This is a genomic window from Ruegeria sp. HU-ET01832, from assembly GCF_040371315.1.
GTDB lineage: Bacteria > Pseudomonadota > Alphaproteobacteria > Rhodobacterales > Rhodobacteraceae > Ruegeria > Ruegeria lacuscaerulensis_A.
Genome location: NZ_BAABWL010000009.1, coordinates 16,574 through 39,861, shown reverse-complemented (window position 1 = coordinate 39,861; position 23,288 = coordinate 16,574). Strand labels below are relative to the sequence as shown.

Here is a 23,288-nt window from a genome sequence, read left to right as displayed (position 1 = left end):
GAATGGGCGATGCTGACAATAAGACGCCTGGACATCGATGACGCGGGCAAGTTGATCGCAGGAGCGCGAGCCAAGGCGCAGGAAATCGGCGTGCCGATGTGTATTGCCGTCACAGACGAAAGCGGCAACCTCATCGCGTTTGAGCGGATGGATGGTGGCAAGATTACCAGCATCATTTTGGCCATCGACAAGAGTTTCACTGCAACCGGTATCCAAAAAGGAACCGATGCTCTTGGTGAAGCAAATCAGCCTGGCATGGCCGCACACGGAATATCCTCAACGCTCGGCGGACGAATGGTGACCGTTGCAGGTGGCCTTCCCGTGACGGTCGACGGACAGGTGGTTGGCGGGATCGGTGTCAGTTCGGGCTCGCCAGCTCAGGATCTCGAAGTTGCGCAGGCAGGGGTCACGGCGCTCTGTGAAGCCCAATTGGAAAGAGTTTAAGGAGTCAGATATGACAAAACCCGTCATCGGTTTCATCGGCCTCGGTCTTATGGGCGGTAACATGGCAGAGTGCCTGCAAAACAACAGTTTTGATCTGGTTGTTATGGGTCGGAACAAGGAAGCCGTCGCAGCCACAGTCGACCGCGGTGCTGTAGAGGTTACAACGCCACGAGAGCTTGCCGAAAACAGCGATATCGTGATGCTTTGTGTAACAACATCGGATGTCGTCGAAAGCCTGATCTACGGCGATGATGGCATCCTAGCAGGCATCAAGGACAGTGCCGTGGTCATTGACTTTGGCACCTCTATCCCAGCGTCCACTCGCAAAATCGGCGCAGACTTGTCCACAAAAGGTGCTGGTATGATTGACGCACCGCTGGGACGCACACCCGCGCACGCCAAGGATGGTTTGCTGAACATCATGGCAGCGGGCGATGTAGCCACCTTTCAGAAGGTGAAACCTGTCCTGGATGTACTGGGGGAAAATGTCTTTCACCTCGGCGAACTGGGTGCGGGCCATGTGACCAAGCTCATCAACAATTTTATGGGTATGACTACGGCTTGCACCATGAGCCAAGCCTTTGCCGTGGCTGAACGCTCAGGGGTAAACAAACAGCAGCTTTTTGACATCATGTCAGCTGGACCGTCCAATTCCCCCTTTATGCAGTTTTGTAAGAACTACGCGGTGGATGGTGTCAGCGATTTGGGGTTTTCGATTAACAACGCCAACAAGGATCTTGGTTACTTCCTGAAGCTGGCCGAGGACTTGGGCACTCGTGCCGAAATTGCTGAAGGAACCGCGAACAACCTTCAGGCGGCCGCGGACGCGGGCATGGGCGACGGCAACGTACCGGAAATCTTCGACTATTTTGCCAAGCTTTAGCGTCAGATCCATCAGTCACTCATAGCAGCACCAATTGAACGGGAAAGAGCAACCATGAGACTTAAGGGAAAGACCGCAATCGTCACAGGTGGTGGCCGCGATATCGGGCGCGCCTGCGCTGTCAAGCTCGCCTCCGAAGGAGTGAATGTCGCTGTGAACTACTTCGCCAGTAGTGCCGGCGCCGAGGAAACCGTAGCCGAGATCAAAAAGATCGGTGGACAGGCGTTTGCAATGCAAGGCGACCTGAACAAACCTGAAGAGGTCGATGCGTTAATCGCCAAGACAGCCGATACCTATGGCAGCCTAGAAATTCTGGTGAACAATGCCGGAGGTTTGATCGCGCGCAAGAAAATCAACGAGATGTCGCTTGAACACTGGCAAGCTGTCATGGATCTCAACCTGACCAGCACATTTCTTATGGTCAAAGCGGCACTGCTGCATATGAAATCCGGGGCCATTGTAAACATCGCCAGTCAGGCGGGACGCGACGGTGGTGGCCCGGGTGCGTCGGCTTATGCAACGTCAAAAGGCGGGGTCATGACGCTCACCCGTAGTCTTGCAAAAGAACTGGGTCCCGATATCCGTGTCAATGCAATCTGCCCAGGCATGATCGACACGGATTTCCATAACATCCATACTCCCGATGCAGGCCGTCGCGGGCTAGAAGCTGCTGCGCCACTCAAGCGGCAAGGCCAGTCTCAGGACGTTGCGAACCTCGTGGCGTTTCTGGCAAGCGAGGACTCGGCTTATCTGACCGGGACCAATGTCGATATCAATGGTGGGATGCTGTTTTCGTGACCTCTGAAAAACAGGTTACCTAATTGTCGAACGCTACCGTTTGTCAAACTTCGAAGTACTGGAAACCGGATTATGCGAATTCTAGCGATAGGTGAATGCATGGCCGAAATGGCCCCAACTGGCGCGCCAAGCACGTATCAAATGGGGTTCGCCGGAGACACGTTCAATACAGCTTGGTATCTGGCCCAACTCACACCCGAAACGCCCTTGTCCTATTTTACCGCCGTCGGAGATGATGCCATCTCGTCCCGGATGCTGGGTGCGATGCGCGAAAGCGGAGTCAACACCCAGCAGGTGCGGATCGTGCCAAACAGTTCAGTGGGGTTGTATCTTATCACGTTAAACAACGGGGAACGTAGTTTTACCTATTGGCGCGGCCAGTCGGCCGCACGCCTATTGGCCCAAGACAAGCAAGCACTTGCCTATGCCATGATGCAATCAGATCTCATCTATTTCTCGGGCATCACTCTGGCAATCTTGAACCCTGAAGGGCGCGCCGCCTTGCTCGACGTTGCTCGATCAGCGCGGCGCGCCGGAAAACGGATTGCCTTCGACCCCAATCTGCGCCCGCATCTTTGGGACAGCCCCTCTGAGATGACCGAGAACATCATGCAAGCGGCCGCCGTTAGCGATATCGCTTTGCCATCGTTCGAGGACGAGGCACGTTGGTTCAGCGACAAGGACCCCGCGGCCACTTTGCAGCGCTATGCAAGGGCGGGCGCGGAAACGATCGTTGTCAAGAATGGCGCAGAAACGGTCCTTTATCGTACCGGCGGCGCAGAGGGCTCAGTCCATGTTCCGCCTCTGGCCTCGGTTGTGGATACAACTGCTGCAGGCGACAGTTTTAACGCTGGCATTCTGGCGGGGCTGGCAACGGATACACCTTTGCCTGACAGCATAGCGCTTGCCTGCAAACTGGCAGGGCATGTCGTGCAAGGCAAAGGTGCACTTGTTCCCATCAACCAAAGCCTGCGCGACAGTTGTCTACAGCCTTAGCAGAAGGATCCAGCCCTTGCCGAACCCTCAGCCTGCCGAAACGATCAAACTGCATCTGGATACGCTTGATCGCTTGTCAAAGGTCAGCACAGCGACTGTGGCCACGCTGCTTTACAAACGCGGTTATCAAAACGCCTATGTTCAAGGCGTTGCCCCATTGGGCAAGGGCAAGCCCACCCTTGTGGGCCCGGCTTTTACACTGCGCTACATTCCTGCACGGCCAGACACCGACCCGATCGAGGCGTTTCGTGAGCCAGATCACCCGCAGCGCGTGGCCGTGGAAACATGTCCTGAACGCGCAGTATTGGTAATGGATTGTCGGCAGGACGCCACGGCCGCCTCGGCAGGTTCGATCCTTTTAACGCGACTGGAAATGCGCGGAGCAGCGGGCGTTGTCACGGATGGTGGAATTCGCGACGCCGACGGTGCCGCAGCACTTGAGATGCCAGTCTTTGCTGCAAAACCGTCTGCCCCAACCAACCTTACGAAACATCATGCGGTTGATATCGGCTTGCCAATCGGGTGTGGCGGTGTGGCGGTCTACCCCGGCGACATCGTTCTGGGTGACAGCGATGGTGTCATGATTATCCCACGTCACCTCGCCGATGACATTGCGATCGAGGCAGGCCCAATGGAGCTGTTCGAACGCTTCGTTCTGGAAGAGGTGCGAAAAAACACCCCCGTAATCGGACTCTATCCTGCAACCGACCCAGACGTTCTTGAACGATTTGAGGTCTGGCGCGCACGGCTCTCTGACTGATGTCTGAATCGCTGCCATTTATTGTACAATACTGGAAGGAACTCATTTCTCTTCAGGGCTCACTCACTAAGAGGATCATCGCCTTGGGTTTAAAGAACAGCAGAGAACTGGGGCAGAAACGGATCGACAAACAAATCAACCCGCGGCGTATGACAGCTTTGGGAGCATTTAACGGTATGGATTCCGGCTTGCTTGAAAACTCGGCGACCGCCGCCAAAATTTTAACTGTCTCGTCTGGCTTAGAAAACGCGCCGTGCAACTCGTTCCGCTTCACAGTCGGATCGGTTAAACGATGCACCTACCAAAAGGATAATTTGTCCAGATGACTGTTTCTCCAAAGGCAGCGAGTTTACGGGCCCGAGAAATCTGTGCACTCGCGCCAATTGTTCCGGTTTTGGTGGTTGATGATGTCGCAGCAGCCCGACCATTGGCCGAGGCGCTTATCGCAGGCGGTTTGCGCTCTCTGGAGGTCACGTTGCGCACCCCTGCCTCTCTCGAGGCCATTCGAATTATGAGCGGCGTCCCGGATGGACATGTGGGGGCTGGCACACTGATAACCCCCGAAGATGTTCAGTTTGCCAAAGAGGCGGGCGCTACCTTCGGTGTCTCTCCGGGTGCAACCGATGAACTTCTTGCGGCTTGTGAAGCCGAAGGATTGCCGCTCCTGCCCGTGGCCGCGACTGCGTCTGAGGCGATGCGTCTTTTGGCGCGCGGCTATGATATGCTCAAGTTCTTTCCAGCCGAGGCCTCGGGCGGGGTATCGGCACTCAACGCTATTGGGGGGCCTTTGCCGCAAATTTCCTTCTGTCCTACGGGTGGGGTCAGCGCGGCGAATGCCGGTTCATACCTGGTGCAGAAGAACGTAGTTTGTGTTGGAGGCAGTTGGGTGGCGCCCAATGATCTTATCGCTGTGGGCGATTGGGCGGGTATCGAAACTTTGGCTCGGGACGCGGCCCAGTTGGAGGTGTGTAAATGAAGATCTCCGAGGTCCATACACATCTTCTTGACTACAAGCTTGAGACCGCCTTCGAGAGCGCAGCAACTCGTTTCACGCGGCGCCAACATGTTTTGGTCGAGATTATCTGTGACCACGGAACAACAGGTTGGGGAGAATGCCTGGGGCCAGCTCAGCCAAACGCTGCGATCGTAAAGGCCTATGCGCCCTACTTGATTGGCCGCAATCCGCTGGGCACGGAAGTTCTCTGGCAAGGCTTGTATAATCTCCTACGAGACCAAGGGCAGCGCGGTCTCACAATGACCGCGCTATCAGGAATTGATGTCGCTTTGTGGGATATCAAGGGTCACCACTTTGGCGTTCCGGTTTCGGTGCTTCTCGGAGGACGTGTTCGGGAAACTGTAAAGGCATATGCGACTGGGTCATTCCGGCGCGACGGGGTCGATCGTATTTCGGACAATGCCGAGGAATGCGCAGCCCAGGTCGCTGCAGGGTTCCACGCAGTTAAAATCAAGGTTGGCTTTGGGGTGGAGGAAGATCTTGCAGTCATCAAGGCGGTGCGCGAAGCGATAGGAACGCATACTCGTCTGATGATCGACGCAAATCACGGATACTCGCTTCAAGAAGCGATCACTCTGGGCAACCGTGCGGCAGAGTTCGATATCGATTGGTTAGAGGAACAAGTCATCCCCGAACAACTTGACGCGTACCGTCGCGTACGCGCCGGTCAACCTATTCCGGTTGCTGGTGGCGAGACTTGGCATGGCAGGTTCGCGTTCCGCGAGCCCCTGGAAACAGGATGTATCGATATCGCCCAACCAGACTTGTGTGGCACTGGCGGGTTTTCGGAGATGCGCCGGGTCGTTGATATGGCGGCTCTTCACGGCGTACGTGTTGTTCCGCATGTTTGGGGAACAGCGGTGCAAATCGCTGCGAGCCTTCAGTTTGTTTCGGCCCTATTACCAGACCCGCCACGACGCAATCCAATCGAACCGATTTTTGAGTTTGATCGGACGCACAACCCATTCAGGCAGGCGATAATCACCCACCCGATCGAACATGAAAACGGTGTGATCGCAATTCCGAACAAACCGGGTCTGGGTATTGAGATAAATCGTGACGCATTGGCAGAGTTCGCCATGGGAGACCCCGAATGATCGAACGCAGCTTCTCTGGCCGTGCCCCTGAAATCAAGCTGCCTGCAGGCGCCATTGATACACATCTTCACGTCTATCTTTCCGGGTTTCCAGCACTTCCAGGAGGTCCTGCTCTGCCAGAGGGCCAGCCCGGGTTATCAGAGTACCGACAAGTCAAGGGCCGGCTTGGCATCGACCGGTTTGTCATCACGCAAGGAAACGCGCATCAGACCAACAATGCGAATTTGCTGGCAGCGCTCAACGAAACCGGCAAGGTAGCACGCGGTGTGGCCGCCATAGACGCTGAAACCTCTGATGCAGAGCTTGAAATGCTCAAGGATGGAGGGGCCGTTGGGACGCGTATCGTGGATCTGCCAGGGGGCGCGGTTGGTCTCAACCAGCTCGAAGAGGTTGATGCCCGTGCTTCCGCCGCGGGCTGGATGATTGCGATTCAGTTCGATGGCTCGAATATATCGGACCATGTTGAGAGGCTCTCAAAACTACGGTCCAGATGGGTGTTGGACCACCATGGCAAATTCTTAAGGAGTCTCGCGCCTGATGGCGATGAAATCCGAATGCTCAAACGCCTGGTCGACGGTGGCAGATGCTGGTTCAAGTTTGCTGGTTGTTATGAGTCCTCCATTGAAGGCGAACCGCATTATTCGGATGTAGCTAAAGTTTCGAGGATCATGGCAGCCTATGCCCCCGAGCGCATCGTATGGGGAACGAATTTTCCTCACAATTCGGCGACAAAAACTGCGGACTACCCTAATGACGCCGCGTTGCTCGACACGGTTCTGAGCTGGTTTCCAGACGACCGCGCGCGTCACCTCGCTCTCGTAGAAAACGCCGAAGAACTCTACGGCTTCCAATCTGTAGCAACTTGATCGCCGCGAACAAAAAGTGAGATATACAAAATGCTAAACAAACTTTTGATAACGGGCGCGGACGGCAACCTTGGGTCGGTTTGCAGGTCTCGCTTGCACGGCCTAGCTACCACAATTCGCCTTGGCGCGCGCGAGGATGTGGGCCCCGCGGGCGCAAATGAAGAAATCGTATATTGTGATCTGGGCGACAAAGATGCGGTTGAGGCCATGGTCGAAGGGTGCGAAGGGATTGTTCACATGGGGGGGCAATCGATTGAAGCCCCATGGGAAACTATAAAACAATCTAATATCGACGGTGTTTTCAACCTCTATGAAGCGGCCCGAAAATCGTCGGTTACGCCGAGGATTTTCTTTGCCAGTTCAAATCACGCGATTGGCTTTCACGAACAGACATCGCGGCTTGATGCAAATGCACAGGTAAGGCCCGATGGTCTTTATGGCGTGTCAAAAGTCTTCGGAGAAGCTCTCGCAAGGCTCTATTTTGAGAAGTTTGGGATCGAGACAGCGTTGGTCCGCATCGGTTCATCCTTTCCGGAACCAAAGAACCATCGCATGCTTGCAACCTGGTTGAGTTACGATGACCTGATATCTCTTATAGAGAGTGTTTTCACTATTCCACGCTTGGGATGTCCGATTGTCTACGGTGCTTCGAACAACGACGCATCCTGGTGGGACAATCGTGAAACAAGCTTTCTGGGCTGGAAGCCAAAAGACAACTCCGAGACGTTTCGCGCCCGTATCGATGCCGAATGCACCCCACCTGCGAAAGACGAAGTTTCCGCAGTTTATCAGGGCGGAGAGTTCTGTGGTCAGGGCATTCTTGAAGAATAGCTCCAATCCGATCAGCCCATATGGGTGGACATTCTGAAAAGGTAAACTGATGCGACCAAACAAAATTAGAGAGCATTGGGCCGCCGGACGGCCTGTAGTTAATGGATGGCTGGCGATTCCAAGCGGTTTCTCGGCCGAAACCATGGCGCATCAGGGATGGGACACGCTTACTGTTGATATCCAACATGGCGTAATCGACTACCAGAAGGCGGTCGAGATGTTTACTGCAATTTCGACAACCGATACCGTCCCAGTTACGCGCGTGCCGTGGCTCGAGCCCGGTATTTTGATGAAGGTGCTCGATGCCGGGGCTTACGGCGTTATTTGCCCAATGATCAATTACCGCGAAGATGCCGAGAATCTTGTGGCGTGGACACACTACCCGCCCAACGGAACAAGGAGTCTTGGGCCGACCCGAGGCCTCTTGTACGGAGGTTCAGATTACCCACTGCATGCCAATGACACGATCGTCGTCTTTGCGATGATCGAGACTCTACAAGGTCTCGACAACCTTGAAGACATACTGTCGGTTCCAGAGCTCGACGCCGTGTACATTGGACCTTCCGATCTTTCCCTGGCTTTAGGTTGCCGCCCGGCATTCGATGAGGTCGAGCCCCCCGTGGCCGAGGCCATTGAACTGATAGCCGCCAAGGCAAAAGAGTATGGGAAGTTCGCTGGCTGCCATAACGGAACACCGGAATACGCTTTGAAGCGCATCGAAATGGGGTTCCAGTTCGTCACAATCGCGTCGGATGCCCGTTTGATGGCTGCTGCTTCGAAAGACGCTTTGGCCCAGGTGCGTGGTGGTGGACTGTCATAGTCTGTTGGCGGTGAATTTTGGGAAGCGCGTTTCAAAAACGTGAAGCCAGACCGGTTTCCGCTACTGAGCGCTGCTCAAATATGAAGATCCGCTTTTCGCGCTGTTTGGTATGTTAAATGGTCGAACGATTTAACCGAAACACGACCAAGACTTAAGAGACACGCATGTCACGTATGAAGCCCTAGAACCTCAGATCACGTCAATGGTTTGCCAATCCGAGTGATCCGGAAATGACCGCGCTCTATTTGGAACGTTATCTCAACTACGGGCTCACGCGCGAAGAACTGCAATCCAGTTCTGAGTTGCATCCCGTGCTCAACAAGACTTGGGTGGTCAAAAGGGGCGTGTAAGCTAGTTTCACCTTGGCTGTTTTGTCCGAATGACAGCCATTCGTCAGATCGGGTCGAATGATCGCTCCGTGGGACAAAGCCGCCTAATAATTACGCAACGAACTTGCATGCTCAGTCCGTCTCGACACGAATCCTTCTGACAAAACCCGACCAACTAAGAGGCTTAAGAAGACCTAACAATCACTTAATAATCGCCAAAAGTAAGTGCATTAAATTTATTGTGTCACAGGGTTTTGAGTTAGGAAAGGCGTTAAAATACGATGGTTTATGAAGTTAGTGTAGATATTGCGCTTTCGGCCATGAAAGTATCTTCAGCAGTTCAGGAAAGAGATGACCAGCTTTACGCAATGGGCGTGTGTGAGGCCTTGGGACTTTCTGCGTGTGAAGCCGCTGTGGTGATTTTGGCTAAAGGCGAGGAGTTTGAAAGACCTGAGGACACTGAAATCTGCATCAAAAAATGGGCGCATGAAGGTAGACTAGATCCGACGGAACCGGCTGTCGCCGGTGCTCTTTCAAGGCTGGGCTATTCCGAGATTTGATCCCGATAGGACAGGTGTTCGCTGAAGCCGAAGCAAAGCCTGTTGTCCTGTGGTGGGTAGTGCGGATCGTTGTTTTCCGCCTGCAAGTCGTTCTAGCTCTGGTCCTGCAAATTCGTCTAAAATTATCGAGCCAGCACTTTCGGGAGGAGTTGAAAGTGCTGGCCCGTGCGTTGGCGCTCCCTGTTGGCTTTTTCGCCCCCGCGCATGCTGGCTTACTCTGGGAGGAGCGAGAATCAGCAAATTTCGTGTTGCCCTCTGACGTAGAGAACCTCGGATCAATTAGTCAGCCATTAACTTTGCGGCATATTTTGGGATATCGGATCGCGAAATTCCGATCTGAGAGAGCTGATAGTCGCTCATGTTCGAAAGTGTGGAGAGCATTCGAGCCATTTGCAGTGCCTTTAAGGCAGCATTTGCTGTGGATCCGATCCACGCCAAGAAGCTGATTGATTGGGCGATAGTGTGACCGCGATTTGTACCAACCGTCTGGGTGTCAACAGCCATAGGCGGCCTCCAAAGCAAGTTTTTTGATGTTACTGCGCGGGATGCCCAGATCTGTCAGGTCGCGGTCAGACAGAACTGAGAGCTCATAATACGTTGCGCGATAAATCCTGCGCTTGGACTGTGCATTTCGCATCGTGTCCAATTTTTGATGAAAGAACGTGCGGCCAGCTTCGAAAACGACATCCAGCCCGCTGTTTGATCGAGTAATTGCCATGATATTACCTCGTCCATTGCTGCAATGCAGTATTTATGCTGCAATGCAGAGATAGGCGAGTTTGGTAGCGCTCTCAATTTGGCAATTTGGCAAAGGCCCCATGCCAGATTGGAACAGCAAGGGTCATTGCATGGATATTTCTGCGCAAATGTTAATCTTTGCGACGGTTGTCGAGCAGGGAAGCATATCTGCGGCTGCACGATCAATGAGACAAACCCCATCGGCTGTAAGCAAGCAGATCGGCTTGCTCGAAGATCAGGTGCACTACCGCCTTCTGAATCGCACCAGAACAGGTGTCTCCCCGACGCAAGAAGGCCAAGCATTCTACGAAAAATGCAAAGCGATGGCTGATAAATTCAAAGAAGCCGAAGCGATGATACATAACTTTGACGGCATCCCGCGCGGATTACTAAGAGTCGCGTCCACGGTTGCCTTTGGCAAGTCCCAGCTGATCCCTGCTCTGCCTGAATTCATGGAAGAGAATCTCGAGGTTCAAGTGTCGTTGGATTTAACCGACCGTGAGATAGACCTTCGGAGTGAAGGGTTCGATGTAGCAATCTGCTTTGCTGAACAACGCAAGAACCCAGATGTGGTCGTTAGGCGCATCATGCGGAGCCGCAGGATGCTTTGTGCTTCACCTGGATACATTGAGCGGTCTGGAACACCGTCGAATTTTGCCGAGTTGGCCGACCACAATTGCCTAAGGGTAGCAGGAGGAAGCCAAAGGAACACTTGGAAAAGCATCGAACCCACGGTAGGCGATGAATTTGAAGCAACGGGCAGGTTTGAGGGAAACAGCACGGATGTCGTCTTCAGAGCCGTTCTGGCTGGTATAGGGATCGCGCGGCTCCCCTGTTACATCGCAGACTGCAAGTTTAAATCCGGCGAACTCGTCCATGTTATGCCGGAATACGCACCACCCAGCACTGATATCGTCGCAATGTTTGCCGACAAGCGCAATCTAGCGCCGAAAACCCGAGCGTTCGTGGATTACCTGGTGCGGCGGTTTCGGAATCTCCAAGACGACAAATAACCTGACAATCAACAATGAAGACTAACCGGACGGCTTTAAATGACTTCGGCCCAATCGCCGGAAAAGTTGAAAGCACAGCCAAAATTGGAAGTGAACTGACACGGCACCCAAGTCCAATAAATGGCGATCGTTGGCGATTGCAGTAGTGGCAGCTTTGGGCTCAGTGCGGTCGTTCGCTGCGATCCGTCTGAGTGACCGCTTTGCGGACGAAACGGCCATTCATCTGTTGGGAGCGAGTGCGGTTGAACGGCGCGGAACGACAGTTCCTTTTTATAGATTGGCAGGTCTGTCTAGCTCAGCACAATCACCGTGACTGTACCGCTTTGCAAACTGTTGGAGGCCGCGGTCATTTCTAGTGTCTTTGGGCACCACTCCGATGATACGATATTTTGGGTCTCGTTCTGGTGTGCAGGACGAAAGTTACCATGATCCCGTACATGTTTTCGATTCTGGAGGAGAATGAAATGACGAGAAAGAGGCCCGAAGACCTACGTTCGGCTCGCTGGTTCTCACCTGACGACCTGCGGTCCATGGGACACCGCTCGCGTGCTATGCAGATGGGCCTCGACGGGGCGGATTGGGACGGCAAGCCAATCATCGCAATCATCAACACATGGTCGGATCTCTCGCCATGCCACCATCACCTTCGCGACCGGGCTGATTTCGTCAAGAAGGGCGTCTACCAAGCGGGCGGTATGCCCGTGGAGATGCCCGTGCAGTCTTTCGCAGAGCAGTTTCTCAAGCCCACATCCATGCTCTACCGCAATATGGGCGCGATTGAGGTTGAAGAGACCTTGCGCTCCCACCCCATCGACGGGGCGGTCCTGATGGGCGGCTGCGACAAGTCTACGCCTGCCTTGGTCATGGGCGCTGTCAGCATGGGGCTGCCCTTCATCTTCATGCCTGCCGGCGCAATGCTCCGAGGCAACTATGCTGGTGAGAAACTCGGCTCGGGCACCGACGTCTGGGAATACTGGGATGAACGCCGCGCAGGTAACATCACCAAGACGCAATGGGACGGCGTGCAGGGCGGTGTTGCGCGAAGCTACGGAACCTGCATGACCATGGGCACCGCCGCGACCATGATGAGCATCGCCGATGGTTGGGGCCTGACCCTGCCCGGGGCCTCTTCGATCCCCGCACCCGATGCCGGTCACAAGCGCATGGCTGCCGCCAGCGGACGCCGCTCAGTCGAGATGGTTTGGGAAGACCTGACGCCTGACAAGATCATGACGCCACAAAGCACGCGGAACGCGGTGACTGTCGCCATGGCCACGGGATGCTCGACCAATGCGATCATCCATCTTATCGCCATGGCCCGCCGCGCGGACGTGGATTTGACGCTCGACGATCTAGATGCGATCGGTCGCGAGACGCCGGTCATCGCCAACATCCGCCCCTCCGGCACGGACTACCTGATGGAGGATTTCTTCTACGCCGGTGGTCTGCCTGCCCTAATGAAGGAGCTGGGCGAAAAGCTCGACCTGTCAGTGCTCACCGTGAACGGCCGCACTATGGGTGAGAACATCGTGAACGCATTGAACTACAATGACGACGTGATCAGACCGCTCTCAAACCCAGTTTATCACGAAGGGTCCCTGGCCGTTTTGCGCGGGAACCTCGCCCCGGATGGCGCGGTGATCAAGCCCGCCGCGATGGATCCGAAATTCCAGACCCACCGGGGCCCCGCGATCGTTGCCGACAGCTACGCCGACCTGAAGGCCATCATCGACGACGAGGACTACCCGATGACGCCGGACCATGTTCTAGTTCTACGCAACGCTGGGCCGAAGGGCGGACCAGGCATGCCAGAGTGGGGCATGATCCCGATGCCCAAGGCACTCCTGAAACTGGGCCATCGCGACATGGTGCGGCTTTCGGATGCCCGGATGTCTGGCACGTCCTATGGGGCTTGTATCCTGCACGTGGCACCCGAGGCTTTCGTTGGTGGACCGCTGGCATTGATCGAGACTGGCGACATCATAGAAGTGGACATCCCCCGACGGTCTCTGCGCGTCGATCTATCGGAGGAAGACCTTGCAAGCCGCCGTAGCGCGTGGGCCCCTCCGCCCCCTCGCTATGAGCGAGGATACGGAAAGATGTTTTCAGAGCACATCGAGCAGGCGGATAAGGGCTGCGATTTCGACTACTTGCGGACAGACTTCGGCGCAGAAGTGCCAGAACCCGAGATCAACTGAGCAGGATTCCACTCTCTTGCAGGTCTAGCATCCCGCTTGAATTCATTGCAGACGTTGTCGACAAGCTGCTCAAGCGTCCGCTCAGCGGACTGAGCGGACATTCGTTGCATCTGTACAAAGGTCTGTTCTAGCGGGCTTTACATCTGAGCAAATTTGTCGCCCGTATATGAGGCTGGAATGTTGATCTAGACGCTAACGCACTTTCCCAAGATCCTATCCGCCATCGTCAAGTTTGTTTCGTCCAGGACTGTGTTTCTGCAGCCATTGCTTTGAGCCACAGAATGTCAAAACCCGCAATAATACGGTATCCCTTGGCGAAAAGTGCATCGGCTTGAGGCTTAGCAAGCCCAACGTTACCCAGCGGGATACCTGCATTATTTGCGGCAGCTTCGACCTTTGCAATGGCCGCGAGAAAGTCTGGGTGATTGAACTGTCCGGAGACGCCCAAATCTGTCGATAGGTCAAACTGCGCTGGAATAATGGCATCGATGCCCGGCTAGCTGCATCCGGGCTTGGCATGGCATACCTTGCGTGCAATCTGGGAGACCGGCACCCAAACCTGATCAGAGCACCGTTTCAGAAACCCATGCCCTACAGAAGCATCTGGTTACTGCTACATCGCGACTTGAAGAACACGGCCCGGGTCAGACTATTCGTAGATTTCTTGGCTGCGAGTGTCCAATCGAGGCGGAATGAGTTCTGGGTCGCCGGAACGAAACTGCACCAATAGACGACAGTCACTGCAATCCAGTTCAATCGTTACCTGTCGTACAAAATATGCCGAAGTTAGGGAAACATCCTAACCGCCTTAATTTAGGTTCTTTTGACAAGACCTAGATATCTAAGGTGGCACCCTGCAAAGCTAAAATCATAGTTTTCGCAAATATGCCCAAGATACAAATCCCTTTAGACCACGCGCACGTTTCAAGGAGACCCGGCACCAACGGGTGCCGCCGGTCTGCTCGCAACTGTGAACTCGTAAAACGGTTCCATTTGGAAAGCCCGCTATCACGTTGAACCCTATTCCCGGTCCTGCACGCAATTTCAGCATGTCTCCCTCTTCAACGCCAAAAACCTCGTATTGTCCGAGAGAAGCTGCCGATGCGGACTCAGAAACGACCATAGCGCCAAGGAAGAATGTAAATAAATGTAGGAAGATAGCACTGCGCATAACGTTAACCTGCCTGTTTGCTTAACTGCAATCTTAGCGTCTCTAATCATCAAGCGTAACTCCTCCACCAAAGTTTGCGTGCGTCTAAACCGGCAATTGAACAAAAAATTCTAAAGTAAGCCGAAACTAAGGTTTGGGCTCGATGCGATTGTTCAGTGACTTGCACCCGATGCCTGTCTTGCATACCGATCCGTTCTTCAACCGCCGACCAGTGCCAGCGGTTGAAGTGTTTCACGCAATTCCTAAGCGGGCAGTTGAGCCTCGGCCAACTTTCGTGGGTAAGGATCTCCTTGTTTGTACGATCCCGCCGCGGTGAACAGAACGTCGGTCGATGAGTTCAAACCAGTCTCCGCAGAGTCTTGCAACACGCCGATAATGAAGCCGATGCTCACCACTTGCATGGCCGTTGCATTGTCGATGCCGAACAAGCTGGCGGCCATTGGGATCAGCAACAGTGATCCACCTGCTACGCCCGAAGCCCCGGTGGCAGCAATCGAGGCAATGATGCTGAGGAACACGGCCGAGATGAAATCAACCTGAATACCCATTGTATGAACGGTTGCCAGCGTCATGACAGTTATAGTGATCGCAGCGCCAGCCATGTTGATCGTAGCACCGATTGGAATCGTGACCGAGTAAGTCTCTTCATCCAAATCCATACGGCGGCAAAGTTCCATGTTCACAGGAATATTGGCCGCCGAACTTCGCATGAAGAACGCGGTAATACCGGACTCTTTCAGGCATGTGAAAACCAACGGATACGGGTTTTTGCGGATGCGCAGGAACACGATCAGCGGGTTGACAACCAGCGCCATGAAAATCATGCAGCCAAGCAGCAACGCCAGAAGTTGGCCATAACTTGCAAGTGTTTCAAAGCCGGTTTCAGCAATCGTCGAAGCCACGATACCGAAGATACCGATTGGAGCCAGCCGGATAATTGCTGCGACGATCTTGGTGATCGCGCCGTCCAGATCCGACATCAGGGTCTTGGTTGTGTCACTGGCGTGACGGAAAACAAGTCCTAGACCAACGGCCCAAGCTAGAATGCCGATGTAGTTTGCGGTTGCCAGAGCATTTACTGGATTGTCCACGATTTTAAGCAAGATATTCTTAACTACCTCGGCAAGACCGCCCGGCGCATCCAAAAGCTCGGGCGTGCCGGTCAGATGCAAAGTAACCGGAAACATGTAGCTCGCTGTAACCGCAACCAGAGCAGCTGCGAAGGTTCCGATTAGGTATAAGAGTACCACGGGGCCCATACGGGCATCGCTGCCCTTTTTGTGGTTGGTGATCGCAGCGCAAACCAAGATCAGCACCAGAACGGGTGCAACGGCTTTTAATGCGTCGACGAAGAAATCGCCAAGCAAGCCGACGGCTGACCCGGCAGCGGGCCAAAAGGTGGAAAGCAGAACACCCGCGACTAGGCCGATGGTGATTTGGGTAACCAGGCTACCACGCAGAATAAAATTCATTGGGACCATCCTGTTTGAGTAGGGGCCATACGGACGAAGCTCACGCCCGCGCAGGCACGGTTGAAATTCAAAGGCTGGTGGCTATTTGGAGGTCTTGGCGCAAAATTAAACGTCTCTAGATGACCTAAGACTTTGTCGCACATTCTGAAGTGGTTGTTTTCACGACCAAAAAGAGTTCAATTTGTTGATTTATTACAGTTACTTACCTTACGTCAATTTACTCGCAAATTTCACCTAAACATAAATGTTTATTAATGTATTTCCCAAAGTTCGTTTGCTCCAAATCGGGTTATAACTTGCCCTTCCCGCCAAACGATGAGCCCGTAACTGGAACGGCAAGGACAGTGAGCTGAAGGCTCTTATAGAACCACGCCAACCCTTCGTTGACTGCCATAAGCCTTGGCAAGGAAAGCGTGCCAAAACGTCTGCTTTAGGCGCAACGCGATCGTTCGACAGAATTCAACGAATGCCTACAACGCGGACAAAGCAGCTGGTCTTCAAATTAGATTTACTACTTTGCCAACTTTCGAAATTTCAACAGAACTGCGCTTCCTACCGTATGGTGCTTTTTAAAAATATATGTTCAAATTTTGGCCAAAGGCTATTCCCAGAGGCCACCGATTCCGCGCTTAGGGCTCCATTCTAGTGGCTTCAAGATTGCGCGACAATTAAACCCCTTTTGCTCAATAGTAGGCTTAGCGCCTGTTGTTCGTTTCGCAACATCAGCAGTTGAGAAACTAACCGCCTGCGAAGCGTCATAAATTTAGGACCAAAATCATAAAGTCTGCCGAGTTCCGCGCTATAGCCGCAACGATATTTTGGCAGAGGGTCAGCATCTTGCCTGGCCGGCATTCCGCCCACAAGAACTTCAGAGACAGTAAAAATTTGTGGCCTTACACCCCCTATGCGCGATCTCGTGTCGCGCAGCGTGCAACGTCGTCCCTCACGTCCCATAGAGGGCATCATAATGAACAGGGCCTATTCTTGGGGCTTAGTGAAACTGTGTTTTCCCCGCCTCCATCGATACGGTTGTCCCTTTTTCACCGCGAACGGCTGCAGGAACATCTGCGAGGGCGCAAATGATGGCGCGACCGCCCGAGGATCGCACAAAGTCTTGTGCAGCCTGGACCTTGGGGCCCATTGACCCGGCGGGGAAATCGTACTCATCCAATGAATCCGGAGTGATCGATCTAATACCTGTTTGTTCAGGCGTTCCCCAGTTCAGGAACACGGCTTCTGCATCTGTAGCGATAACAAAGAAATCTGCTCCAAGGTTCTGCGCCAGAAGGCACGAGGCAAAGTCCTTGTCGATGACGGCTTCGACCCCGACCAGTTTCCGTTCAGCACCTGCCTCGTACATCGTCGGGATGCCACCACCGCCAGCAGCGATCACGGTCGCGCCCTTTTCCAGAATCCAACGGATAGGTTCGACCTGAAAGATACGTTTCGGGCGGGGTGACGGCACAACGCGTCGCCAGTACTCGCCATCCGGTTTCACCGTCCAGCCCTTGTCAGCCGCCTCTTTCTTGGCGTCCGCTTCGGAATAGACCTGACCGATGAACTTGGTCGGGTTGTCAAAGGCCGGGTCGCTTGGGTCAACCTCGATCATGGTCAACAGGGTGGCGATGTGATGCTCGAAGGGCAGGATATTCCCAAGCTCCTGCTCGATCATATAGCCGATCATGCCCATCGTTTCGCCGACCAACACGTCCAGCGGGTACTCCTCGACATCCGTATACATGATCTCTTGCAAGGCCAGCATCCCGACCTGCGGACCATTGCCATGAGTGATGACGGTTTCGTGCGCTTCGCAGAGCGGGGCGAGGGCTTCTGCGGCAATCTTCGCGTTCTTGCGCTGATTGTCCGCTGTCATCGCCTCACCCCGTTTGAGAAGCGCGTTGCCGCCGAGTGCTACAACAACGCGTCCCATGGTTCAGGCTCCCAATGTGGCGACGAGGATCGCCTTGATGGTGTGCATCCGGTTTTCGGCTTGCTCGAACGCTATGTTCATGTCGCTTTCGAACACTTCCTCGGTCACTTCCATCTCGGTGATGCCGAACTGTTCGTGAATGTCCTGACCGACCTTGGTCTCCAGATTGTGGAAAGCGGGCAGGCAGTGCATGAACTTGACGGCTGGATTACCGGTTTTCTTCATCAGATCCATGTTGACCTGGTAAGGGCTCAGCAGCTTGATTCGCTCAGCCCAGACTTCTTTAGGCTCACCCATCGACACCCAGACATCGGTATGAATGAAGTCCGCGCCCTCTACGGCCGAGGTATCGTCGGTGATGGTCACACGTGCGCCGGTCTTTTCAGCCCGCTCCATCGCCAAGTCGCGCACATCGTCATGGGGCTGGGTTTCTTTCGGAGAAATCATCCGGACGTCGCAGCCCATGATCGCGCCCAACATCAGCAGCGAGTTACCCATGTTCGACCGACAGTCGCCTGAGTAGGCATAGACAATGTCCTTGCGGGGCTTGTCAGCGTGCTCGATCATGGTCTGCATATCGGCAAGCATCTGGGTCGGATGCCAGTCGTCGGTCAGGCCGTTATAGACCGGAACACCGGCATATTCTGACAGCGTTTCAACCATGTCCTGACCGGCACCGCGGAATTCAATCCCGTCGAACATGCGGCCCAAAACGCGCGCCGTGTCTTTCATCGACTCCTTATGCCCGATCTGCGAGCCCGATGGATCGAGATACGTAATGTTCGCACCCTGATCGTAGGCCGCCACTTCAAAGGCGCAACGAGTACGCGTCGAGGTCTTCTCGAAGATCAAGCAGATGTTCTTGCCGGTCAGCGAGGGCTGTTCGGCGCGGGCGTATTTGGCGCGTTTCAGATCGCGGGCCAGATCCAGCAGGTACAGCATTTCACGCTGGCTGAAATCGGCGATTTTCAGATAGCTACGGCCTTTGAGATTGAATGCCATTTTGTCTCTCCCTAACAAAAAATCAGTGGGCGCAGGGGGCTGCACCCGTAGTAAATTCAATAGGCGGGGTCGCGGTCGATCGGGCAGGTCATGCAGTGGCCACCACCGCGACCACGCCCCAGTTCCTGACCCGAGATTTCGATCACCTCGACGCCGGCTGCGCGCATCTTGCCGTTCGTAAACGTGTTGCGCGCATAGCCAACGACAACACCGGGCGAGAGGGCCACGACGTTATTCCCGTCATCCCATTGCTCGCGTTCGGCTTGGAACTCATTGCCACCGGTCGAGATGACCTCCAGCGAGTTCAGCCCCAGCGCTTCTTTGTAGACGTCGAAAAGGTGCCCTTTTTCCACGTGGATATCCAAGTCCCCGCGGTCACCCGGGCGGATCGAGATACAGGTGATCTGGTCCGCGACTTCCGAGAATGCAGTGACCTTGTCGTGGTCAAGACAAGTGAACACCGTATCCAGATGCATGGCTGCGCGGCTTTTGGGCATCGCACAGGCGACGACACGCTCGGCACCGCCCTTCCTGAACAGCGCTTCGGCAACCTGAGCGACGGCCTGCCGGGTTGTGCGCTCGCCCATCCCTATGAAGACAGTGCCGTTGCCCACCGGTTGAACGTCGCCACCCTCGACCGAGGCGAGGCCGAAATCGTCGTCGCTATCGCCCCACCAGAACTCGAACTCGGCGTCCTTGAACATCTTATGGTGGCGATACACCGTACGCATGATCAAGGTTTCCGGCTTACGAGCAGGCCAGAACATCGGGTTCGTCGTCACGCCATCGAAAATCCAGCAGGAGGGGTCGCGCTGGAACTGTGCATTGGGGATCGCGGGAAGAATGAAGTCGCCCAGAGAAACCAGATCACCGAACTGTTCGTCGATCATACCCTTGGGCAGGTCTGCAAAGATGATGCCGCCGAGCATATGGCGAGCAAGTAGCTTGGCATCCATCTCGTCCAACCAAGCACGCATTTCTACGGAAAAGCCCAGGCCGACCATGTTGGGCGTGATCAGACGGTCCAACAGGAAGGCGCGCGCTGCGGGGTCGTCTGCGATAGCTTGGGCGAGCAGATCCTGAATGTCGTAGACCTCGACCCCGCGTTCCCGCATCAGGGAACAGAATTCTGCGTGGTCCTTGCGGGCCTGCTCGACCCATATGACGTCGTCGAACAGCAACTCTTCGCAATTTCTCGGTGTCAGTCGATCATGTGCAAGCGATGGGCGCGAGACGATCACCTTGTTGAGCTTTCCGATCTCGGAATGAACGCCGAGCTTCATGGCAAATCTCCTTTCGAGGCTACAGTTGTCTGAATATCTTCGTCGTCGTTGGCCTGGCTCCAGCGGACCCAAACATGGATGGGAACACCTGCAAGCAGTAATACAGAGCCAATTAGTACGGTTTCCGCTCCGGACCCGATAAAGGCCCATACTGAGTAGATGAAGCCCAGGCCGCCGAGGACAACGACCTTGGCCAATTCCGGGCCATGCAGGACCTGCCCGCCTTTCAGCCGGATCATAATCTCCGCCACAGAGCAGATGGCATAGGGCAACAGGCTGGCGACAACGGCGAGCAAAATGACAAAGTTGAATGCGGCGACCAGCCCTTGCGCATAGTTCATGATAATCAAAACCGAGGCCAACGCGTTCGACAGGATTAACGCATTAGCAGGCGTTCCAAATTTGGATTTTTGGCCCAAGGCTGCGGGGAAGACGCGATCCAAAGCGGCACCGTAAGGGACTTGGCCACTGAGCAGCGTAAAGCCGTTCAAAGTGCCAAAGGTCGAAATCACCGCGCCCACAGCAACAAGGACGCCGCCAACGGGACCAAACATCACCTCACCGACGGCTGCCAGTGGTGCAGCGGAAACAGCAAGCAGCTCGGCAGGAATGACGCCCATCGAAACGGCGGTTACCGAGATATAGACGCTTGCGGCGATAATCACGCCGATCACGGTAGCGCGCGGAATGGTCTTTTCCGGCTCGATAACATCGCCAGAGGGAACGGTCGCAGATTCAAGACCCAAGTAGGCCCAAAGCGTCAGAGCAGCCGCGGCAGAAATCGCCGTAAACGCCGTGGTGCCGCTTTGGTTGACCGGAACATAGTTCTCGGTGTTGATCCAGAAGATACCCAATGTGCCAATCAATATAAGCGGCGCGAGTTTGAGCACGGTGGTCACGATCTGAACTAAACCAGCGCCTTCGACCCCCCGGATGTTGACCAAGGTGAGCGTCCAGATTGCAACCAACGCAGTCGAGAGGCCGTACATTGGCACTTCGATGATAATAGGGAACAGGAATCCCAGATATCCCACCAACGCGACGGCGACGGCGGCGTTCCCGGTCCAAAGTGCGATCCAGTACCCCCACGCAATAATGAAACCTGCAAAGTCTCCGAACGCTTCTTGCGAATAGGCATAGGGGCCACCGGGTTTCGAAACTACGCGTGACAGCCTTCCGAAAATGATCGCGAGAACAAGCGCCCCTGCCGAAGTCAGAATCCACCCACCAATTGCAATTGGCCCAAACGGAGCAAGCGATGCCGGCAGTAAAAACACCCCTGACCCGATCATGTTTCCAACGACCAGAGCGATACAGGCCGTCAGCCCAAGGGCACCGGATGTCGATGTTGTCTCTTTGGTGGAGCGATCGGTCATTGCGACGGCTCAGTTCGATGTTGTGTCTGAAGTCTCGGTTGTGGGCCCGTCGATCCCCGGATCAGTGATGGCCCCAACGGTGAGTGCCGCGCAGATGATCACGGCCAGAATTACGAGCAGCGGGAAAACAAAACGTAGCCACCTGTCGTATGACACGCGGCCAATGGCTAGCCCACCCATGACGACGGCAAATGTCGGGTTGAACAGGTTCACCCATCCGTTTGCCGACTGGTACGCTGTAACCACAAGGTCACGACCGACGCCCGCAAAGTCTGCCAGTGGCGCCATGATCGGCATCGAAAGCGTGGCCAGCCCTGACGAGGACGGCACCAGGAATGACATCAAGATCTGAATACCAAACATCGCGTTGATAAAGGCGAACTCGCTCAGCCCCGAGACAAACCCCTCGGCTCCAGCAAGGATCGTGTCGGTAATTTTGCCCGCGTCCATAATGACGACAACACCGCGCGCGACGCCAATGATCAGGGCAACGCCCAGCAAATCGCGCGCTCCATCGACGAAGGTTTCCACAAAAGCCCCCTCGTCCATTCTGGACCCTTCGTCCGCTTTCCCGACCCACCAAACGATGATGGACATCACCAGAAAGAGACCGGACATTTCGGCCATCCACCACCCCAGCGCGACAACACCATAGATCATAATGGCGAAGGTAATCCCGAAAAGAATCAGAATGATCGAACGCGTCTTGGTCATCTCGGGGAACGTATCATCGCCTTCCGAACCTTTTAGGAAATGCGCCCGGTTTTCCTCGGCCTGATCGGCCACCACGGACAATGACGGGTCGGCTTTCACGCGTGATGCGTATCGCATGACGAATGCGATGCCTGCAGCAAGACAAAGGACAAGGATAATGAACCTCAGGACTATCCCGTTCGTGAACGGAATACCCGCACCTTGCGAGGCAACAACTGTCGCAAATGCGTTGAAGGTTGAGCCCAGGGTCCCAATGCCTGCGCCAAGCATGATCACCGCGACCCCGGTCAAGGAGTCGTACCCCGCCCGAATGAAGACCGGAATAATCAGAGCGTAGAACGCGAGGGATTCTTCCGCCATGCCATAGCTTGTCCCGCCAAAGGCAAAGGCGATCATCAGGATTGGGATCATCAGGATTTCCCGCCCAGCCAACCTGTGCAGCAACCAACCGATACCGGCGTCGATAGCTCCTGTCTTGGTGACAACCATCAGGAAACCACCAATGACCAGAACAAACAAAGCGACATCAATTGCGGCGCTGGATGAACTTCCCAGAAGACCAGGGTCGTACATACCTGCAATCGGGGCAAGGATGACCGCCGTAAGCCCCTGAGGGTTCGGCTCGACTTCGTGGTAGGTGCCCGGGACAGGCGCTTCGCTGCCCAGAGCTTCGTTCATCTGACGGTCATACTCACCGGCCGGAATAACCCATGTGAGGGCCGCCACGACGGCAATCAGAATGAACAGAATGGTAAAGGCGGTAGGAAATTTGAACTTGGACATATGAAACTCGCGCTGGGTGAAGCTGAGAAGCTGGGCAGTCAAATACTTGAATATTTAAGTCTCAACTTAGTACTAACGCGGCGACTTGTCACTTTCGCAAAACGTGAGGTAGCCGAACACATTGAACAATTTCTGCCATGGCTCTTTTCCACGATTTTGGGTCAGTTGTAGCGCGCAATCAAAGCGATCTGATGTTTAACAGCAACTAA

The 23,288-nt window shown here is 54.6% G+C and carries 25 protein-coding genes; 15 read left to right on the top strand and 10 right to left on the bottom strand.

The features are described from left to right. The first annotated feature begins 9 nt into the window (after positions 1 to 9). From ABWV79_RS20785 to ABWV79_RS20730, 12 genes are all read left to right on the top strand, one after another. Positions 10 to 444 (top strand): GlcG/HbpS family heme-binding protein, encoded by a 435-nt coding sequence (locus ABWV79_RS20785; protein ID WP_170519537.1) that lies wholly within the window; start codon positions 10 to 12, stop codon positions 442 to 444. A gap of 10 nt (positions 445 to 454) precedes the next feature. Then, positions 455 to 1,327 (top strand): NAD(P)-dependent oxidoreductase, encoded by an 873-nt coding sequence (locus tag ABWV79_RS20780; protein WP_353394504.1) that lies wholly within the window; start codon positions 455 to 457, stop codon positions 1,325 to 1,327. A 54-nt stretch (positions 1,328 to 1,381) separates the two neighbouring features. Further along, positions 1,382 to 2,125 carry an SDR family NAD(P)-dependent oxidoreductase gene (locus tag ABWV79_RS20775; protein WP_353394501.1) on the top strand — a complete coding sequence of 248 codons (744 nt, stop codon included), beginning with the start codon at positions 1,382 to 1,384 and terminating at the stop codon, positions 2,123 to 2,125. Positions 2,126 to 2,197: 72 nt separating this feature from the next. After that, positions 2,198 to 3,121 carry a sugar kinase gene (locus tag ABWV79_RS20770; RefSeq protein ID WP_353394498.1) on the top strand — a complete coding sequence of 308 codons (924 nt, stop codon included), beginning with the start codon at positions 2,198 to 2,200 and terminating at the stop codon, positions 3,119 to 3,121. A gap of 16 nt (positions 3,122 to 3,137) precedes the next feature. Then, complete coding sequence (locus tag ABWV79_RS20765) at positions 3,138 to 3,881, top strand: ribonuclease activity regulator RraA (RefSeq protein WP_010437293.1); 744 nt, start codon at positions 3,138 to 3,140, stop codon at positions 3,879 to 3,881. Continuing rightward, positions 3,881 to 4,207 (top strand): hypothetical protein, encoded by a 327-nt coding sequence (locus ABWV79_RS20760; RefSeq protein WP_353394494.1) that lies wholly within the window; start codon positions 3,881 to 3,883, stop codon positions 4,205 to 4,207. The genes ABWV79_RS20765 and ABWV79_RS20760 overlap by 1 nt, the downstream gene beginning before the upstream one ends. Continuing rightward, on the top strand, positions 4,204 to 4,857 hold the full coding sequence (eda, locus tag ABWV79_RS20755) for a bifunctional 4-hydroxy-2-oxoglutarate aldolase/2-dehydro-3-deoxy-phosphogluconate aldolase (RefSeq protein WP_353394491.1): 654 nt from the start codon (positions 4,204 to 4,206) through the stop codon (positions 4,855 to 4,857). Before ABWV79_RS20760 ends, eda begins: the two co-directional genes overlap by 4 nt. Continuing rightward, entirely contained in the window at positions 4,854 to 5,993 is a 1,140-nt protein-coding gene (locus tag ABWV79_RS20750; protein WP_353394488.1) for a mandelate racemase/muconate lactonizing enzyme family protein, read from the top strand. The genes eda and ABWV79_RS20750 overlap by 4 nt, the downstream gene beginning before the upstream one ends. Further along, positions 5,990 to 6,859 (top strand): amidohydrolase family protein, encoded by an 870-nt coding sequence (locus tag ABWV79_RS20745; RefSeq protein ID WP_353394486.1) that lies wholly within the window; start codon positions 5,990 to 5,992, stop codon positions 6,857 to 6,859. Before ABWV79_RS20750 ends, ABWV79_RS20745 begins: the two co-directional genes overlap by 4 nt. Positions 6,860 to 6,889: 30 nt before the next feature. Next, on the top strand, positions 6,890 to 7,690 hold the full coding sequence (locus ABWV79_RS20740; protein ID WP_170776871.1) for an NAD-dependent epimerase/dehydratase family protein: 801 nt from the start codon (positions 6,890 to 6,892) through the stop codon (positions 7,688 to 7,690). A gap of 49 nt (positions 7,691 to 7,739) precedes the next feature. Next, on the top strand, positions 7,740 to 8,510 hold the full coding sequence (locus tag ABWV79_RS20735; RefSeq protein ID WP_353394483.1) for an HpcH/HpaI aldolase family protein: 771 nt from the start codon (positions 7,740 to 7,742) through the stop codon (positions 8,508 to 8,510). Between the two features lie 610 nt (positions 8,511 to 9,120). Next, positions 9,121 to 9,399 (top strand): hypothetical protein, encoded by a 279-nt coding sequence (locus ABWV79_RS20730; protein WP_353394480.1) that lies wholly within the window; start codon positions 9,121 to 9,123, stop codon positions 9,397 to 9,399. 279 nt (positions 9,400 to 9,678) lie between these two features. On the opposite strand, the gene ABWV79_RS20725 is transcribed toward ABWV79_RS20730, so the two are convergent. Beyond that, on the bottom strand, positions 9,679 to 9,903 hold the full coding sequence (locus ABWV79_RS20725; protein WP_170383499.1) for a DUF1127 domain-containing protein: 225 nt from the start codon (positions 9,901 to 9,903) through the stop codon (positions 9,679 to 9,681). After that, a complete protein-coding gene (locus tag ABWV79_RS20720) occupies positions 9,893 to 10,117 on the bottom strand; it encodes a DUF1127 domain-containing protein (RefSeq protein ID WP_353394477.1) in 225 nt (74 codons plus the stop codon). The genes ABWV79_RS20725 and ABWV79_RS20720 overlap by 11 nt, the downstream gene beginning before the upstream one ends. Positions 10,118 to 10,247: 130 nt before the next feature. Between ABWV79_RS20720 and ABWV79_RS20715 the strand changes: the two genes are divergently transcribed. Both ABWV79_RS20715 and araD read left to right on the top strand, forming a co-directional pair. Then, positions 10,248 to 11,150: a LysR family transcriptional regulator gene (locus tag ABWV79_RS20715; RefSeq protein ID WP_353394475.1), complete on the top strand. Its 903-nt coding sequence runs from the start codon at positions 10,248 to 10,250 to the stop codon at positions 11,148 to 11,150. 464 nt (positions 11,151 to 11,614) lie between these two features. Next, positions 11,615 to 13,348: an L-arabinonate dehydratase gene (araD, locus tag ABWV79_RS20710; protein WP_353394472.1), complete on the top strand. Its 1,734-nt coding sequence runs from the start codon at positions 11,615 to 11,617 to the stop codon at positions 13,346 to 13,348. A 226-nt stretch (positions 13,349 to 13,574) separates the two neighbouring features. Here the strand turns inward: araD and ABWV79_RS20705 are convergent, their stop codons facing one another. Beyond that, positions 13,575 to 13,829, bottom strand: a complete 255-nt coding sequence (locus ABWV79_RS20705) for an HpcH/HpaI aldolase family protein (protein ID WP_353394601.1) — start codon at positions 13,827 to 13,829, stop codon at positions 13,575 to 13,577. Between ABWV79_RS20705 and ABWV79_RS20700 the strand changes: the two genes are divergently transcribed. Continuing rightward, positions 13,815 to 14,078, top strand: coding sequence for a LysR substrate-binding domain-containing protein (locus ABWV79_RS20700; RefSeq protein WP_353394598.1), 264 nt, complete (start codon positions 13,815 to 13,817; stop codon positions 14,076 to 14,078). The two genes, ABWV79_RS20705 and ABWV79_RS20700, sit on opposite strands and share 15 nt — an antisense overlap. A gap of 138 nt (positions 14,079 to 14,216) precedes the next feature. Here ABWV79_RS20700 and ABWV79_RS20695 read toward each other — a convergent pair whose 3' ends face one another. From ABWV79_RS20695 to ABWV79_RS20665, 7 genes are all read right to left on the bottom strand, one after another. Next, on the bottom strand, positions 14,217 to 14,471 hold the full coding sequence (locus tag ABWV79_RS20695) for an SH3 domain-containing protein (RefSeq protein WP_353394595.1): 255 nt from the start codon (positions 14,469 to 14,471) through the stop codon (positions 14,217 to 14,219). A gap of 290 nt (positions 14,472 to 14,761) precedes the next feature. Beyond that, positions 14,762 to 15,991, bottom strand: coding sequence for a serine/threonine transporter SstT (gene sstT / locus ABWV79_RS20690; RefSeq protein ID WP_353394469.1), 1,230 nt, complete (start codon positions 15,989 to 15,991; stop codon positions 14,762 to 14,764). A 991-nt stretch (positions 15,992 to 16,982) separates the two neighbouring features. Beyond that, positions 16,983 to 17,921: a carbamate kinase gene (gene arcC / locus ABWV79_RS20685; protein WP_353394467.1), complete on the bottom strand. Its 939-nt coding sequence runs from the start codon at positions 17,919 to 17,921 to the stop codon at positions 16,983 to 16,985. Positions 17,922 to 17,924: 3 nt separating this feature from the next. Then, positions 17,925 to 18,923: an ornithine carbamoyltransferase gene (argF, locus tag ABWV79_RS20680; RefSeq protein ID WP_170756246.1), complete on the bottom strand. Its 999-nt coding sequence runs from the start codon at positions 18,921 to 18,923 to the stop codon at positions 17,925 to 17,927. A 56-nt stretch (positions 18,924 to 18,979) separates the two neighbouring features. Then, the gene (locus tag ABWV79_RS20675) at positions 18,980 to 20,206 is read right to left on the bottom strand and encodes an arginine deiminase (protein WP_170719940.1); all 1,227 of its coding nucleotides are present in this window, start codon (positions 20,204 to 20,206) and stop codon (positions 18,980 to 18,982) included. Continuing rightward, the gene (locus ABWV79_RS20670) at positions 20,203 to 21,582 is read right to left on the bottom strand and encodes an amino acid permease (RefSeq protein ID WP_353394463.1); all 1,380 of its coding nucleotides are present in this window, start codon (positions 21,580 to 21,582) and stop codon (positions 20,203 to 20,205) included. The genes ABWV79_RS20675 and ABWV79_RS20670 overlap by 4 nt, the downstream gene beginning before the upstream one ends. Before the next feature lie 9 nt (positions 21,583 to 21,591). Then, positions 21,592 to 23,079, bottom strand: coding sequence for a YfcC family protein (locus ABWV79_RS20665; protein WP_353394460.1), 1,488 nt, complete (start codon positions 23,077 to 23,079; stop codon positions 21,592 to 21,594). Between the last annotated feature and the right edge of the window lie 209 nt (positions 23,080 to 23,288).

Excerpts from the sequence above, each read along its gene's own strand:
- ABWV79_RS20785 (WP_170519537.1), top strand. The coding sequence starts at position 10 with ATGCTGACAATAAGACGCCTGGACATCGATGACGCGGGCAAGTTGATC.
- ABWV79_RS20670 (WP_353394463.1), bottom strand. The coding sequence starts at position 21,582 with ATGACCGATCGCTCCACCAAAGAGACAACATCGACATCCGGTGCCCTT.
- ABWV79_RS20735 (WP_353394483.1), top strand. The coding sequence starts at position 7,740 with ATGCGACCAAACAAAATTAGAGAGCATTGGGCCGCCGGACGGCCTGTA.
- ABWV79_RS20695 (WP_353394595.1), bottom strand. The coding sequence starts at position 14,471 with ATGGTCGTTTCTGAGTCCGCATCGGCAGCTTCTCTCGGACAATACGAG.
- ABWV79_RS20745 (WP_353394486.1), top strand. The coding sequence starts at position 5,990 with ATGATCGAACGCAGCTTCTCTGGCCGTGCCCCTGAAATCAAGCTGCCT.
- ABWV79_RS20730 (WP_353394480.1), top strand. The coding sequence starts at position 9,121 with ATGGTTTATGAAGTTAGTGTAGATATTGCGCTTTCGGCCATGAAAGTA.
- ABWV79_RS20780 (WP_353394504.1), top strand. The coding sequence starts at position 455 with ATGACAAAACCCGTCATCGGTTTCATCGGCCTCGGTCTTATGGGCGGT.
- ABWV79_RS20715 (WP_353394475.1), top strand. The coding sequence starts at position 10,248 with ATGGATATTTCTGCGCAAATGTTAATCTTTGCGACGGTTGTCGAGCAG.
- eda (WP_353394491.1), top strand. The coding sequence starts at position 4,204 with ATGACTGTTTCTCCAAAGGCAGCGAGTTTACGGGCCCGAGAAATCTGT.
- ABWV79_RS20740 (WP_170776871.1), top strand. The coding sequence starts at position 6,890 with ATGCTAAACAAACTTTTGATAACGGGCGCGGACGGCAACCTTGGGTCG.
- ABWV79_RS20725 (WP_170383499.1), bottom strand. The coding sequence starts at position 9,903 with ATGGCTGTTGACACCCAGACGGTTGGTACAAATCGCGGTCACACTATC.
- sstT (WP_353394469.1), bottom strand. The coding sequence starts at position 15,991 with ATGAATTTTATTCTGCGTGGTAGCCTGGTTACCCAAATCACCATCGGC.
- ABWV79_RS20760 (WP_353394494.1), top strand. The coding sequence starts at position 3,881 with ATGTCTGAATCGCTGCCATTTATTGTACAATACTGGAAGGAACTCATT.
- ABWV79_RS20665 (WP_353394460.1), bottom strand. The coding sequence starts at position 23,079 with ATGTCCAAGTTCAAATTTCCTACCGCCTTTACCATTCTGTTCATTCTG.
- ABWV79_RS20720 (WP_353394477.1), bottom strand. The coding sequence starts at position 10,117 with ATGGCAATTACTCGATCAAACAGCGGGCTGGATGTCGTTTTCGAAGCT.
- ABWV79_RS20675 (WP_170719940.1), bottom strand. The coding sequence starts at position 20,206 with ATGAAGCTCGGCGTTCATTCCGAGATCGGAAAGCTCAACAAGGTGATC.
- arcC (WP_353394467.1), bottom strand. The coding sequence starts at position 17,921 with ATGGGACGCGTTGTTGTAGCACTCGGCGGCAACGCGCTTCTCAAACGG.
- araD (WP_353394472.1), top strand. The coding sequence starts at position 11,615 with ATGACGAGAAAGAGGCCCGAAGACCTACGTTCGGCTCGCTGGTTCTCA.
- ABWV79_RS20770 (WP_353394498.1), top strand. The coding sequence starts at position 2,198 with ATGCGAATTCTAGCGATAGGTGAATGCATGGCCGAAATGGCCCCAACT.
- ABWV79_RS20750 (WP_353394488.1), top strand. The coding sequence starts at position 4,854 with ATGAAGATCTCCGAGGTCCATACACATCTTCTTGACTACAAGCTTGAG.
- argF (WP_170756246.1), bottom strand. The coding sequence starts at position 18,923 with ATGGCATTCAATCTCAAAGGCCGTAGCTATCTGAAAATCGCCGATTTC.
- ABWV79_RS20775 (WP_353394501.1), top strand. The coding sequence starts at position 1,382 with ATGAGACTTAAGGGAAAGACCGCAATCGTCACAGGTGGTGGCCGCGAT.